Source organism: Enterobacter cloacae subsp. cloacae ATCC 13047 (assembly GCF_000025565.1).
GTDB lineage: Bacteria > Pseudomonadota > Gammaproteobacteria > Enterobacterales > Enterobacteriaceae > Enterobacter > Enterobacter cloacae.
On record NC_014121.1, the window covers coordinates 2,098,655 to 2,113,504 of the forward strand.

At 52.6% G+C, this 14,850-nt stretch carries 11 protein-coding genes and 3 pseudogenes; 6 read left to right on the forward strand and 8 right to left on the reverse strand.

Annotated features, from left to right (window positions below; genetic code table 11):
* Positions 1 to 276: 276 nt before the first annotated feature.
* A protein-coding gene (locus ECL_RS10150; RefSeq protein WP_164928067.1) for an IS3 family transposase occupies positions 277 to 1,484 on the forward strand; the annotation gives its coding sequence in 2 pieces (ribosomal slippage) (positions 277 to 598 and positions 598 to 1,484; 1,209 coding nt in all).
* A gap of 37 nt (positions 1,485 to 1,521) precedes the next feature.
* On the opposite strand, the pseudogene ECL_RS10155 reads toward ECL_RS10150, so the two are convergent.
* From ECL_RS10155 to ECL_RS10165, 3 genes and pseudogenes are all read right to left on the reverse strand, one after another.
* Positions 1,522 to 1,767 (reverse strand): annotated as a pseudogene (locus tag ECL_RS10155) (MT-A70 family methyltransferase); the annotation flags it as partial.
* 371 nt (positions 1,768 to 2,138) lie between these two features.
* Positions 2,139 to 2,429, reverse strand: a pseudogene (locus ECL_RS10160) (helix-turn-helix domain-containing protein); the annotation flags it as partial.
* On the reverse strand, positions 2,374 to 2,583 hold the full coding sequence (locus tag ECL_RS10165) for a hypothetical protein (RefSeq protein ID WP_044158389.1): 210 nt from the start codon (positions 2,581 to 2,583) through the stop codon (positions 2,374 to 2,376). The gene ECL_RS10165 and the pseudogene ECL_RS10160, both read right to left, overlap by 56 nt.
* Before the next feature lie 470 nt (positions 2,584 to 3,053).
* On the opposite strand from ECL_RS10165, the gene iraM reads away from it, so the two are divergent.
* On the forward strand, positions 3,054 to 3,422 hold the full coding sequence (gene iraM, locus ECL_RS10170) for an anti-adapter protein IraM (RefSeq protein WP_071843286.1): 369 nt from the start codon (positions 3,054 to 3,056) through the stop codon (positions 3,420 to 3,422).
* A 169-nt stretch (positions 3,423 to 3,591) separates the two neighbouring features.
* On the opposite strand, the gene ECL_RS10175 is transcribed toward iraM, so the two are convergent.
* Positions 3,592 to 4,518 carry a LysR family transcriptional regulator gene (locus tag ECL_RS10175; protein ID WP_013096683.1) on the reverse strand — a complete coding sequence of 309 codons (927 nt, stop codon included), beginning with the start codon at positions 4,516 to 4,518 and terminating at the stop codon, positions 3,592 to 3,594.
* 82 nt (positions 4,519 to 4,600) lie between these two features.
* On the opposite strand from ECL_RS10175, the gene ECL_RS10180 reads away from it, so the two are divergent.
* From ECL_RS10180 to ECL_RS10190, 3 genes are all read left to right on the forward strand, one after another.
* Positions 4,601 to 5,077: a GNAT family N-acetyltransferase gene (locus ECL_RS10180; protein WP_013096684.1), complete on the forward strand. Its 477-nt coding sequence runs from the start codon at positions 4,601 to 4,603 to the stop codon at positions 5,075 to 5,077.
* A gap of 83 nt (positions 5,078 to 5,160) precedes the next feature.
* Positions 5,161 to 5,829, forward strand: coding sequence for an epoxyqueuosine reductase QueH (locus ECL_RS10185; protein ID WP_013096685.1), 669 nt, complete (start codon positions 5,161 to 5,163; stop codon positions 5,827 to 5,829).
* A 106-nt stretch (positions 5,830 to 5,935) separates the two neighbouring features.
* Positions 5,936 to 6,208 (forward strand): ElaB/YgaM/YqjD family protein, encoded by a 273-nt coding sequence (locus tag ECL_RS10190; protein ID WP_013096686.1) that lies wholly within the window; start codon positions 5,936 to 5,938, stop codon positions 6,206 to 6,208.
* 27 nt (positions 6,209 to 6,235) lie between these two features.
* Here the strand turns inward: ECL_RS10190 and ECL_RS10195 are convergent.
* Positions 6,236 to 7,698: pseudogene (locus tag ECL_RS10195) on the reverse strand (EAL domain-containing protein).
* 327 nt (positions 7,699 to 8,025) lie between these two features.
* Here ECL_RS10195 and ECL_RS10200 point away from each other — a divergent pair.
* Positions 8,026 to 8,910, forward strand: coding sequence for a hypothetical protein (locus ECL_RS10200; RefSeq protein ID WP_013096689.1), 885 nt, complete (start codon positions 8,026 to 8,028; stop codon positions 8,908 to 8,910).
* A 40-nt stretch (positions 8,911 to 8,950) separates the two neighbouring features.
* Here ECL_RS10200 and ECL_RS10205 read toward each other — a convergent pair whose 3' ends face one another.
* From ECL_RS10205 to ECL_RS28045, 3 genes are all read right to left on the reverse strand, one after another.
* Complete coding sequence (locus ECL_RS10205; protein ID WP_013096690.1) at positions 8,951 to 10,126, reverse strand: HlyD family type I secretion periplasmic adaptor subunit; 1,176 nt, start codon at positions 10,124 to 10,126, stop codon at positions 8,951 to 8,953.
* Complete coding sequence (locus ECL_RS10210; RefSeq protein WP_013096691.1) at positions 10,123 to 12,303, reverse strand: type I secretion system permease/ATPase; 2,181 nt, start codon at positions 12,301 to 12,303, stop codon at positions 10,123 to 10,125. Before ECL_RS10210 ends, ECL_RS10205 begins: the two co-directional genes overlap by 4 nt.
* Positions 12,304 to 12,374: 71 nt before the next feature.
* Positions 12,375 to 14,441 (reverse strand): beta strand repeat-containing protein, encoded by a 2,067-nt coding sequence (locus ECL_RS28045; protein WP_438503915.1) that lies wholly within the window; start codon positions 14,439 to 14,441, stop codon positions 12,375 to 12,377.
* Positions 14,442 to 14,850: the final 409 nt, after the last annotated feature.

The following is a 14,850-nucleotide window of genomic DNA, read 5'->3' on the forward strand; positions in this document are numbered from 1 at the left end:
GAAAAAATCTGTATAAAAACAAACCATTAATGTTGTGGATCCCCTCCACCCTCCCTAAGTCAAATTTAATTCCAAGCAATGCTCGAAGTAAAATTCGTATTCATTTAATCATAGACCTGAACGCTATGAGCTGGACATAATGCCACAGCAGGACTATCGCACTGATTTCCCCATGCATCGAAACTTGATGTAGCCCCCTGAAACACCAGACAGTAGCTGTATCTCCAGATAAGAGATAGGCTTGAATATATGTCTAACACTAACACCAATTTTGAGATGACCGGGATCCTGTTAGGGCAAGAAGTCCGTAAACGTAAAACTCCTCAGGAGAAGATCGCCATTATCCAGCAGACGATGGAGCCGGGTATGAATGTCTCCCATGTCGCCCGCCTGCATGGTATCCAGCCCAGCCTGCTGTTTAAGTGGAAGAAGCAATATCAGGAAGGCAGCCTCACCGCCGTTGCGGCTGGAGAGGAAGTCGTTCCTGCTTCTGAGCTTACTGCTGCTCTGAAGCAGGTCCGGGAGCTTCAGCGCCTTCTGGGCAAGAAGACGATGGAAGTTGAGATCCTGAAAGAAGCCGTGGAGTACGGTCAGTCGCGAAAATGGATAGCGCACGCGCCCTTGTTGCCAAAGGACGGGGAATAGCCATGGTCAGCCGGACCATGGGCGTGTCGCGTGCGCAACTGTCACTGCGGATTAACCGTTGGGCCGACTGGCAGGACAGGCGCTGTAACCGGCGTAATGAAGAAGCAGACGCAGAAATACTGTCGGCTATCCTCAACATTATCAGCGATATGCCGAGTTATGGTTATCGACGCGTGTGGGGCATCCTGCGCAAGCAACGTCGCACAGAGGGACAGCCACCTGTGAATGCCAAACGGCTTTACAGGATAATGAGCGAGCATAACCTGTTGTTGTTGCATCACAAACCAGAGCGACCGAAGCGTGAACATAAGGGCAAGATAGCGGTGGCAGAAAGCGATATGCGCTGGTGTTCAGATGGCTTCGAGTTCGGCTGCGACAACGGCGAAAAACTGCGGGTAACGTTCGCGCTGGACTGCTGCGACCGTGAGGCCATAGACTGGGCAGCAAGCACGGGAGGCTATGACAGTTCGACCGTGCAGGATGTGATGCTGAGGTCGGTGGAAAAGCGCTTCGGCGACAGGCTGCCCGACACAGCGGTGCAGTGGCTGACGGACAACGGTTCAGCATATACCGCGCATGAAACGCGGAGGTTCGCCAAAGAGCTGAATCTGGAGCCATGTACAACAGCGGTGAGCAGCCCGCAGAGCAATGGCATGGCCGAACGGTTCGTGAAGACGATGAAGGAAGACTATATCGCGTTCATGCCGAAACCGGATGTGAGAACAGCCCTGCGAAACCTTGCAGCGGCGTTCACGCATTACAATGAAAATCACCCGCATAGTGCGCTGGGATATCACTCTCCGAGAGAATACCGGCGGCAGCGGGCATCGTTAACTTAAGATACAAAAGCTGTCCGGAAATGGCGGGTCAAGATCACCATGCATCGAAACTGTTAGAAGTTGAACGTGCAAATAATTCAATGTGAGGTACATCGCCCAGCAGACGCACCAGCATTTCCCGTACGCAGTCTGGTTTACGCGAATGCTCGTATCGTGGCGCTGAGAAGTGCTGGATAATCGAAGCGTCCTGCCGTTGCGGTCGCTTCCCCTTTACCGCGTATATGGAATCTTCGCTATTCGCCCGGGTCAGATTCTCCATCCCCATCGCGGTTTTGTCTGTCTGTTACGGTTAGGTTCGCGTTGCGTCGGGTACATCATGTGAAGTCGGTCAAAAATCCAGTGAGCGCAGTCCAGATCGGATTGAGAACCCCAGGATTTTCCGGAGGGGGTAAATCACCGCTTCAGGATGACGGGAAAGAAATTTCTGAGTTTTTTCTTGATCGACGGATTCGCAAGAATTTTCCAACGAAGAAGGTTTTATATCTGATGGATCTAATACTGATGAGCCTCTACAGTTTCTGGATACTCAGAACCCCTTTTTTGTATGTTTTCTGGATGTTCAGAAACTGGAGGCTGAGAACCCGCCGGGGCTAAGCTTGAGCTTCCAGATTCTGGATACTAAGAAACTGGAGGTTGAGAATTGTAGGTCTCGGCTGCGCTTTGCTTAAGCTTAGCAACATTCAGCGTATACAAATTAGTGGCGCTACGATGTCCTTTGCGTCGTTCTGTACGCTTAAGCCAGCCGCTTTTTTCCAGTTCGCCAATGGTCCCCGCAACAGAGCTGCGCCCAGCCCCGATCTGCCGGGCTATCGTTTCAACCGACGGCCAGCAACCCCCTTCGTCACTGCTGAAATCTGCCAGCCTGGCCATAACGAGCAACTTAACGCCTTTAACACCCTAGCTGGCGCATCCGTTCCAGACTCATGCTGATAATTTCACACTCACGCAAATAACTCCTGAGCGCCCCGTGGCAGCGATTTTTTTCAGTGACATGAGCGGCTATAGCTTCATCAGTTTCTTTAACTGCTGAAGCCGGTTCTAAGCAGAGATTGATAGCGTTGTTCGCCTCAACAGGCTCTTGAATCGCATTATCATACATAAGTAATTCTGAATAATTTCTCTTTGAAATGCTGGCCTCTACATTCGAATTAAGCCATTTTCTATGGCTAAGCCAAAAAAAAGCGTCACCAGTACCCTTTATTCGCTGGAATCGATAAGCAGCATTGATAATAATTCAAAAAACCTTCTAAACCTTAAACCTGGTAACAGGTTGAAATGAAATGGTTTCCGCCATGATTAAATTTTCCTTAATAATAAAGGCTTCTACGAAATCTTATTTTTTGGCGTTCAGAATCTGTAAACGGTCAAAATCAAACCACTCCTCTTTGATGTAAGATATATAATTCAAAATAATTATCGAAACCATATTGCGCAAGCCATTGTTATATATAGAGAAAAATCAAAACACCTTAAAATAACGATCAATATCAATGAGTTACAAGATTGATCGATGTCTGATCACGTGCTAAACCTAAATCCAGGTAAAAATATCTTATGGAGAAGAGTATGATGTCGTGGCGAGTATTAAGTTCTGTCATTTGCCCTAACACAGGAATCGTTTATTCGCACATTGTTGGTTTGAAATTATTAAGATTAATAATTTGGTACGAGAGTGACATCTATCTTTTGCCCGGAGACAGAATACATACAACAAAAAATGGAATTTTTGTAAATGGCGTGTTCAACCAAATATCCCTTTATAACGTCTCGCCATACAATGAGAACCTGTGGGACGAAATAAAAAACAAAATGGCCTGTCCTTTTAATAAAAACCTGGATTCTGAAGACTGCTCATACGCTGAGCATTGCAATGCGCGCAAATGCCCGCACGGATTTGAGACAACCCCTTTGATAATAAGAGTGCCCCGCGATAGCTAGTCATTTAATAAGTTAACTTTTGGATCCGCTGCCCCCTGTTACAGGGACCGCATGCTTAACATATATTTTACTGAGATACTAACTGAAACCCTATCAGTTACGGCCCCCGCGCGCCTGCCAATGACTTGCGGCAGGCGCGCGTTCATATTTCAGACAATATATTCATTAATCATTTATCACCCTGTTGCGCCAGCGCTTGCAACTCTTCTTTCAGCCAGCGGGTTGCGCCCCGCTGACCGCTGCGTTTATGGGAGTAAATTTTCACGTCAAATTTTTGAATGGAGAACGGTAAGGTAAAAATGTTGATATCCACTGCCGCCTTCAGCTTTTCGGCTGCATACCGGGGAATGGCCATCAGCAGATCGCTTTGCGCAACGATAAACGGCGCGCTGAGCATTGACGGGGTTTTGATTGCAATGTGCCGGGTATAGCCGAGCTCCTCCAGGCGTAAATCCAGCACGCCCTGCTTCTCATTCCAGGGGGTGACCACCAGATGGCGGGCCGCGAGATAATCCTCCAGCGTCAGACGTGTCCGGCTTGCGTTGCTGATGACCACATACTCATCTTCAAACCAGCTTATCTCCTCCAGTTCAGGATGGCGGATCTCCTCCGCCGTGCTGAAACCGAGCGCCAGATCCACTTCGCCTGCCAGCAGCTCCGTCAGCGCCGGGCTGTGCGGCAGATAACGCAGTTCAAAACGCAAACCCGGCGCGGCATCCTGCAACGTGTGCATCAGGGCCGGGAATATACAAAGCGCGGTAAAATCTGTAATCGCAATGTGCAGGCTCTCGCTACTTTTGGCCGCTTCAAACTCCGGCTGCGGGGTAAGCTCATGATTAAGAAACGACAAAGCAGAAGCAATGGACGGCGCGAGCTGTATGGCATATACGCTGGGTGACATGCGATGCCCTTCCCGGAAAAATAGCGGATCATTCAGCGTCGTTCGCAAACGTGACAGCGCATGGCTCAGTGCCGATGTGCTCATCGCTAACTCATCGGCGGCCAGGCGAACCGAACGGTGACGGTAAATGGCGTCGAAAACGGGCAGCAGGTTTAAATCAAGGCGTCTCAGGGCCGGATGCATAATATTCATCATTTGTTGATTTCATTGCACTTAATTCTTCGGACAATACTCCGTATGCTTAGCGCCATCAATCGCAAAACATGCAGGAACAACCATGAGCATTACCATTCGTCAGGCCCGCCCCGAGGATGCGGCGGCCATTTACGCCATGATTTATGAGCTGGCGGTCTATGAAAAAGCGCCGAAAGAAGTGATCACCACGCCGGACGAGATCCGCGAAACCCTCTTTGGCGCAGACAGTAAAACCGAAGCGCTGATCGCGGAGTATGAAGGTAAGATCGCTGGCTATGCCGTGTTCTTCACCAGCTATTCAACCTGGCTTGGCCGCAACGGTATCTATATGGAAGACCTGTATGTATCCCCGGATTATCGCGGTAAAGGCGCGGGAAGAGCCTTGCTGAAGCATATCGCGCAGCTCGCCGTAAAACGCCAGTGTGGTCGTCTGGAATGGAGCGTACTGGACTGGAACCAGCCGGCAATCGACTTCTACCTGAGCATTGGCGCGCTCCCGCAGTCCGAGTGGGTGCGCTATCGCCTGGATGGAGAAGCGCTGCTGAAATTTGCCGGGTAAACGGCGCGCGCTGTGCAGAGATCCCGGCTGTGCGGGATCTATGCTACAATTCCATAAATTTCATTAACATATTGTTGAATACCATGAGCACAGCCCCCTTCATTCGTCCTCAACTTACCCTGCCAAACGGCGCTGACAAACTGCTGCTGCACTCCTGCTGCGCGCCCTGCTCCGGCGAGGTAATGGAGGCCATTCAGGCCTCGGGCATTGATTACACCATCTTCTTCTATAACCCCAATATCCACCCGCAAAAGGAGTACCTCATCCGTAAGGAAGAGAATATTCGTTTTGCGGAAAAACACGGCGTGCCCTTTGTTGATGCGGATTACGATACGGACAACTGGTTTGAACGCGCAAAAGGGATGGAATGGGAGCCTGAGCGTGGGATCCGCTGCACCATGTGTTTCGATATGCGTTTCGAACGCACGGCGTTATACGCGGCGGAAAATGGCTTCAGTGTGATCAGCAGCTCCCTTGGCATCTCGCGCTGGAAGAATATGCAGCAGATTAACGACTGCGGTCAGCGCGCGGCAGCCCACTATCCGGGCATGGTCTACTGGAATTATAACTGGCGCAAACAAGGCGGATCGTCGCGGATGATTGAGATCAGCAAGCGCGAACAGTTTTATCAGCAGGAGTACTGCGGATGCGTATATTCCCTGCGTGACAGCAACCTTCACCGTAAGTCGCAGGGGCGTCCTCTCATCAAAATTGGCAAACTGTTTTACGGCAAAGACGAGTCTGACGAGTAAGGCGGCGCGAAGGGAGACATATCCTAAAACGCGCCAGAATCCGCATTACGGCTCTCAGATGTTGAAATAGCGGCTATCCTTTAATTATCCACAAAAGGAGGTAACAATGTCTGATTTCGACGCTGATAAAAACGCACAGTATGCTGGTGATAAAGCCAAAAATAAACTCGACGAACTGACGGGCTCTGCTCAGCAGCAGTTTGGTGAATTCGTTGACTCCCCTAAACATCAGGTGAAAGGGGCAGCACGAAAATATGCTGCGCAGGCCAGTGATGCCGTTTCTGATGTCACTGAGGCAGTCAGAAATAACCCGTTAACCGGCCTGATTGCAGCTGGTGCAGTGGGTATTGTTCTGGGCCTGTTACTCGGCCGTAAATAATCTCAGGCCCCACGGGGCCTTATTTTATTAGCTAAACAATCTTACCATGCGATCTAACTCCTCTTCCTTCACGGCGTGGGAAAGATAATATCCCTGGAAACTTTTTACGCCTAACGCCACCAGCTTTTCAAATTTCTCTTCGCTATCCACCCCCTCTGCAATACATTCGCTGCCGGTCATGTCACTGTATATCTGAATCGCTTTGATAAGTTTGTAATCATTATCATTAGCGACAAACTTTCCGACAATATCCCGGTCAAGCTTTAAACCATCAAAATGAACCTGCCTCACCGGAAACATGGTTTGATGGCTGGAGAAGCAATCATCCAGGAATAACCGACACCCCGTACTGCGCAGGCGACGCATGGTTTCTGGGATGGTTTTATCTTTGGTCACATCAATATCTTCAGCAAATTCAAAGACCAGGTTCCCGGCCCACTGGGGTTTGAGCAGCATCTTGATGGCTTTTTTGGCCATCTCGGGCAAGGCATTTCCGGCCGCGAGTTCCGGCGGTATATTCACCGAAAAATAATATTTCCCGTTATATTTGTTGATGCCAGAAACAGCGGCATGCAGCACCAGCGCCGTGATATTCAACCATAGCTCACGATTTTTCACCCCGGTAAGAAAATGGGCAGGCTTGATAATTTTACCGTTCTTGTTCCAGCGTAATAAAATCTCAAACCCAACACCTTTTTTATTTTCATCGGTGATGATTTGATACGCAGGAAATATCTCCCTTTTAAGCAGCGCATTAAAGACATCCACCTCAGTACTGGACAGTGATTCTATTTTGCCCTGCCGTTCCCCACTCCCTGACGCAGAAAAACCCTGAGAATTTTTATACCACAACTGGATTAATTGCAGCTTTCTTAAACCGGCCTTGCGATGTGTATATACCGTTTTATTCGTCAGCCCAAATTTTTTGCACTGTTTATTTACCGACATGCCCCGGTAGAAATTTAATAAGACATCAAGTTCTCTGTTTGTGAGCCCTTTTTGACGGTCTTTAAAGCTACAGTCCGCATGATGATCCTGCAATGAGCGAGATCTGTCCCTGCATGCGTCATTTTTTTCTGAACACGCGCAATAATATCGCCGCTGTTGGCGATGCGGATCAGAGATAATTTTTGATTGTTATTCAATAAACTACGCAAGGTCCCGTACAGCCAACTGTCAGGTATATTGCCATACAGAGTGACCGGGCGGATGACGGGAAGTGTGTTAAGAAGATCGGCAAGGTGCCTGAGGCTCTGCAAAAGATCCACGATCTCTTCCCCGAGAAAGACCGTAATTTTAGCGTCCTGATTTTTGATAATAGTGTAGACATCTTCCCGATTTGCGACGTCATCCTCAAAACGCACCTGTGACGCCAACCCTCCCTGCTCTTTCAGTAACAGACGGTACCCCTGGAACGTAAAACTGCAGGCTGAAATAACAAATTCCTGTGCATGACAATCATGATTATTGTGAGAATTGTTTTGAATCATAATGCGCTCCTGGGTACAAAAACACCGTTGCCCTGGTCAATAATGACCAGCACATCGAGACTAAAAACATGCGGAAATGTCACAAGCCTGAGTATAACCTGCGTAACAGGTTAATTTTATCTTACCCCCGTAGGTTAATAAACCGTTATCAACGTCTCGCCCTGCAACATCTTTGCGTTAATCACCGCCTGGATCCATATGCTGTGCAAATATAACAATCTTTGCAAATAACGACGGAAAATGTTTTCCCTGCAAGGTATAATGAAAATTCCGAAAAAGAAGTCTGGACACTTCATTACGTCGGCTTGCTCAAAAAGAGAAAATGCTATGGATAATCATATCTCATCCAGGGCCTTGCTACATCGAAGGGATGTTATTAAGAACAACCCGCGGTTTAGCGAGGCAATAATAGAACACTACAAAATCAATGACAGCATCTATAAAAAACAACCCTTGTTCTACAAAACAATGCTCCAGGAATCACGGTTCAATATTATTCTTGCCATGTGTTGTTTTATATTCGGCAATCAGGCCGAATCTGTTTCAGAGATAAAAGCATTATGTTCGCGATACAAAATCGCCAGTCCCAACAGCGTTATTGCTATCATCACCTTACTGAGAACTACCGGGCGGATTAAGACCTGGCGCTGTATGGAGGATCGCCGAAAGACGCGCATCGCCCCCACGCAAAAAGGACTGGATGAACTAAAACGTTACATGAGCGGCGCATTTATACCTGTCAGTATTCTTTACCCGACATTTAACATCGACCTTAACCTGTTAGATAACGATATTCTGAGAAATAACTTTTTCCGCCGGGCGGCTGAGTATCTGTTTCGCGGATTAACCTTCAAAGCCGTGTTACCGGAAGTGGGGTTATTTATTGATAAGGATGGAGGGCGAATGATTATGCTGTATTTATATTTGCAGGCCATTAAAAACAAAACCGCACATGGCGCGATAATTGATTATTCGCCCGGCACGCTGGCGAAAGCGTTTTTTGTCTCACGTATCCACGTGGCGCGCATTATTAAATCCGCGCAAGAAGCAGGTTATCTTAAAGACAGAGGGGATGGCCGCATGACCATTTATCCTGCATTTATGCAGCTCGTCGAAAATTATGCCGGGTTATATTTTGCCTATGTCACGCATTACATCAACGTGGTTCCGAAGGAGCGACGCCAGGGGGGTGACGTAACCTCCCCGGTATAATCCTGGGGCGTTCGGTTTCCCGAGCGCCCTTTTCTGTTCGTCAGCGTTCCCGCAACGCCTCTTTCGCCTTGTTCAGCGGTTTCAGCAGATAATCCAGAATGGATTTACTGCCCGTTTTAATATCCACCGTCGCAATCATCCCCGGGAATACCGGAAATTCCTTGCCCTGTTTATTGGTCAGGTGGTTACTGTCAGTACGGATATAGACGCGGTAGTAGTACACGTCTCTTTTGACCTCATCCTGAAGGGTATCGGGTGAAATCATGGTCACCTCGCCCGTCAGTCCACCATAAATCGAGTAGTCATAGGCGGTGATTTTCACCAGCGCTTTTTGTCCGGGGTGGATAAACGCCACATCACGCGGTGAAATTTTCGCTTCAACCACCATCTGATCGTCAAGAGGCACCAGGCTCATCAGTTTCCCATTGGGCGGGATAACCCCGCCGACGGTGGTGACGTCGATGTCCTTCACAATCCCGCGCACCGGCGCGTTGAAGGTCAAACGGGTCAGGGAATCCTCGCGTCCTTTCATGACCGAGCGCTGGGCTTCGATCTCCGCATTCGCTTTCGCCAGCTCTTCACGGGCGCGCACGTAATACTGGTTTTTCATTTCGGTGATTTTGTTCTCTAGCTCGTTTTTTTGCCGCTCCAGACGTAACACCTCCACCTTGCTCGCCGCCCCCTGAGTGACCAGCGGACGGGTTAACGACAGCTCGCGCTGGACCAGTTCAGCCCCCTGACGCAAACCGGCCAGCCCTTTTTCCAGGCTTTCGCGACGGGACTGGAAGAGCGCCGTTTCCTGTTTGACCAGTTCAACGTCGTCATCCAGCTCTTGCGGAAACGTCAGTTCCGTGTCGTTCACTTCCGCTTTCAGGCGCGCAGCCGTGGCCAGCGCGGCATTCAGACGAGACTCACTTTCCAGCACGCTGGATTCTGTTTTGGTGCGGTCAAGCTGAGCCAGCCGCTGCCCACGTTCAACGATGTCACCTTCGCGCACCAGCAGGCTATGGATAATGCCCCCCTCCAGCGACTGAATGACCTGCTCGTGAGAAGACGGGATCACTTTGCCGTTGCCGGTGGTGACTTCATCAAGCTGGAACAGACTCGCCCAGGCGATAAACGCCGCAAGCAGCGCGAACAGCGACCAGGCCACCCACGTTGAGCGCGGCAGGCGCGGCTCTTTCAGGCGGCTGTTATAGCGGGATAGATCATTCATGCCATTCCCTCCTCGGCCACGGCCGCCGGTTTCATGGTCACGGTACGCTGCGCTGCCTTTTGCGGCGCCATACCGTGCTGACGCAGGATCGCGTCGCGCGGGCCATCCATCACCACCTTGCCGTTTTCCAGCACGATGATGCGGTCAACCAGATCCAGAATCGGCAGCCGGTGTGTTGCCACCACCAGCGTCCGGCGCTTGCCCAGCCATTGCTGTAAGTGCTGAATGAACTGCTTTTCGCTCATCTCATCCAGCCAGGCGGTAGGCTCGTCCAGCAGAAGAATATTGGGCGACGTGATCAGGGCGCGCGCCAGCAACAGCGCCTGTCGCTGGCCGCCGGATAACCCGGCCCCCCCTTCATTGATGAGGTAGTTCAGCCCCATTTTCTGCTTACGCACGAACTCCAGCGCACCGCTGTTCACCAGCGCCTGATGGATCTCCTCGTCGGTAGCAAGCGGGTTGCCCATCAGGATATTGTCGCGCACAGAGCCAAAGAACAGCCGCGCCTGCTGGCTGAGCAGCTGCATATCCCGGCGCACATCGGCGGTGTCGAGATGATTTAAGGCAATGTCATCCAGCAGAATGCTTCCCTGCTGCGGTTCCTGCATCCCGGCCAGAAGCTGCAGCAAGGTACTTTTGCCGGAACCGTTGCGCCCCAGCACCGCCACCCGTTCGCCGGCGCGGATCTGCAATTTGCTGATGTGCAGCACGGTCAGTTTTTCCTCGTCGTCGTACCAGAATCCCACGTCGTCGAGGGTATAGTTCCCGCGCAGATGGGCTTTATGCACCTTTTTACCCTGCTGAGGATCGTCAATCGGGCGCTGCATCAGGTCGTCCAGACCCTTTCTCGCCACCTTCGCCGACTGCCAGCGGGACAGCACGCCCGAAATCTGTGAGAGCGGCGCGATGGTGCGCGAGGCCAGAATCGAGGTTCCCACCAGCGCACCGGTGGTCATGTCGCCGCTGATGACCAGATAGCACCCCACCAGCAACACTACCGCGTAAACTATGGACTGTACCTCCTGCGTCCAGGTCAGGAGCAGCCCGGTCAGCCAGCGTTGTTTCATTCCGACGGTGGCCGCCACATCGTTGGTGTTGTTCCACTGATTCTGAAAACGCTGTTCGGCGCGCATCAGCTTGATGTCCTCAATGCCCTGTACCGCCTCCACCAGGGTGGCGTTACGAATGGCGGATTCGCGCATCCCTTCGCTGGACAGTTTTCCCAGCGGGCGCTGTACCAGCAGGCCCGGGATCAGCAGCAGCGGCACGGCAAGCAGAACCACCAGCACCAGCGGGCCGCCAATCATCCACAGAATAAACACAAACAGCAGGAAGAACGGCAGATCGGAAATCGCCGCAATGGTGGTGGAGGTAATCAGCTCGCGCACCGACTCCAGCTCGCGGATCTGGGCGATAAACGACCCGGTCGATTTAGAGCGGGCGCCGTTTTTGATCCGCAGCGCGTGAGCAAACACCCGCTCGGAGATCCGCAGATCCGCTCGCTTACCTACCACATCCGAAATATGCACGCGCAGCATACGCATAATGAATTCGAACACGATGGCGAGCATGACGCCGCCAAACAGCACCCACAGCGTGGCTTCAGACTGCGAGGGCACCACCCTGTCGTACACCTGCATGGAGAAGACCATGCCGGAGAGCGCCAGCACGTTCGCGACCAGCGCCACCAGCATGATGTCGCTGTAGCGTCGCCAGTCTTTCAGCGCCAGCTGCCAGAACCAGTTTTTCTCATAGGGTTTGATGTAATCATCCACGCGGGCATCCGGCGTGGATTCGAGCGGGCGCAACACCAGCAGTGTTTTCAGCCGTGCGCCGAGCGCTTCCCGCGTTAATGTTGTCTCCAGCCCGCCATCGCCGCTGAACTGCAGGCTGACGTTGCCGTCGTTGTCCATGCGGTTAATAACCGCGATCTGTCCGCCAGTGAACTCCGCCAGCAGCGGTAAACGCCACGGGTCGAGGGAGACGGCGTCTGCTTCCACCTTACGCATCCCAAGCCCAAGCTGGCGCGCCATCTCCTCCAGCACCAGCTGGCGCGGGGACTGGCTTTCATGGTTAATCGTGACCCGAACATGCTCCGCCGAAAAATCCAGCCGATAGTGCTTCGCGATGATGAGCATGCCCTGCAACCAGGGTTCGTACTGTGGATGTGTCTTCATAATCTCCGGGTTAACGCAAGTCGTCTAAAGAAACGCAAAAGGCCGCGGGGATCGCTCCCCGCGGCAGGGTTTTACGCAATTAACAGTTGATGATTGGCCAGCAGCGTCGCCAGATCCGTCTGGACGCCGTTCAGGGTCACCAGCGTGGTAGGCGAGAACTGACCGCCCGTACCGTCGAGGTCAACCTGGATTTCGGTATTGCTGCCGTTTTGCACCACGCGGATGTAATCGGTGATGTTCCCCGCGCTGCTGTCCAGCGTTGCCACCCCGTTCACATAGCTCGCCGAACCCGTGCCGGTATAACCGCTGTCGGAGAGCAGATCGCGCAGGTCGATACGGTCCGTATCCGCCGTGCCTTCCCAGGTGCCGACGGTAAAGCCGTTCACCACATCGTGACCGTTACCACCCGTGGCATCCGACGCGTTGATGAGCTTATAGAGCAACGTGTCGTGGCCGCCGCTGCCGATATTGAAGGTGTCGTTTCCGCCCCGGCCTTCGAACTGGTTATCACCGCTGTTGCCGGTAATGACATCGTCGAAGTCCGAGCCGTTGATCCCTTCAATGTTCAACAACCGCGTGGTGCCAAACCCGGTGTCCTGCGCCGTGGAGAGACGTAAATCAACGGTAATGCCGGACGTTGCGTTACGGTAATCCACCACGTCCATCCCACCGGTGTTGCTCCAGGTGTCATAGTCGGAGTGGGTATTCCAGCCGCCGGAACCGTTATAGGTATAGGTGCCATCCTCTGCGATAAAGGTGTCGTTATACCCGGTGCCGGTAATCGTTCCGCTGTGGCCGCCGGTGGCCGCTTCGGCAGTGAGCACGTAGCCCTCCTTACCGTTGCTCGCCTCCAGGCCGCTCCAGGTGACGTTATCCGACACGCCGTTAGTGATCTTGACGATCTCGGCCGAGTAGGTCTCATTCGGATCCAGCCCGTAGAAACTCACCAGCGCAGAGGTATCGTTCGAGCCGATACCGGACTGGGCGTTGATGATCTGCGAGGCCACCAGCACACCCGCGGCGTTATACAGATTGACCGTGTTGCCGTAGTAAGCGTTGATACCCTCACTGTCGACAATGTGCAGATGCATCGCGGTGCCGTCGGCAATGGTTTTGCTGTTTTGCACCAGCACCACCTTGCCGTTTTGCTGCGACACCAGCAGATCCTGTGCGCCGTCCCAGTTGTAATCCACCGCGGCCACGCCGGTAACGTTGGCAAGCCCAGACGCCAGCTGGCTCGAGGTCCAGGTGGAACCGTAACCGTTGTTGGTGAACAGGGTTGCGGTTTGTGACGCGCCGTAGGTGCTGAGCTTGATGATGTCCATCTGCCCGTCACCGTTCCAGTCCACCGCCACCGACAGATACCCCGCCGTGGCGTTAGAGGCTTCTACCGCGCTCTTGGTCGTGGACAGCTGCCCTGCACCGTTGTTGTAGTAGATCACCCCGCCGGTGTTGTTGTAGCTGCTGCCCAGGTACAGGTCCATGTAGCCATCGCCGTTGAAGTCCGCCCACGTCATAGAGGCTGCCGTGGTGGTATTCGAGGCGTTAACCACAAACACGTTGGTCAGGTTCTGGCCGATGGAGAGCGTGCCGTTGCCGTTGTTGTTCATCACGGTTAACGAGTACGCGCCGCTGCGGTTGGTGTGCTGCACAATGTCTACGGTGCCGTCGTTGTTCAGGTCGACGCCGGAGATTTCACGCATGGTGGTGAATTGTCCCCAGAAGCCTGCCCCGCCGTTGGTACCGTCTGGTGTCAGCACGCCATTGTTGTTAATCAGATAGGTTATGGAGTCCGCACCCGCATCGCCGTATGCCAGATCCAGATAACCATCCCCGTTTTTGTCGTACGCCACCACGCCGCCGTACCAGATGGTGGTCCCCATCGCCAGCTGGCTGGCGTTATAGGTGCTGCCATCGTAGGTCCACATGACCTGCGTGGAGCCTGCGTAGCCGGTTTCAGTACCGAACACATCCTGTGTGCCGTTTCGGTCAAAGTCTGCGGCCGTCTGGCTGACCACGTAGTAGGAACGCGTGTTGGTCAGCGCATTACCCGCATAAGTGGAGCTATCGCTGCTGGAATAAGACTGGCCGTTAGCAATGATATTCCACAGGCCGCTGCTGTTCGTGCCGACGGTCATAGTCGAGTTATTGCTGTTCCCCGCCGTGGTCGCCCAGTCGGTATTCACGGTGGTGGTATCAATCACCAGGCTGCCGTTGGCAATACCGGTGGTATTACCGTTGCCCGCGCTGCTCTTCACCTGAGCGGTGACGTTATAGCTCGCCACGCCCAGCGCATCGCTGTCCGGGATCTGCAGATACCAGGTGTTGTGATCCGGGTCGACGACGACCGCACCGCCGGTCTGGGAGGTGTAGGTTTTCCCGTTCACCGTCACCACCAGATATTCACCGTTCACCAGGTCTGCGGATACCGTACCGCTGACAATCGGCGTGGTATCGGAGGTGGTCTGGGCGGTAATTGCCGCCGTGGTGGTCGGTACGCTGGTATCGACGTTCAGCACAAACCCGTCCGATTCCGTGTAGTTACCG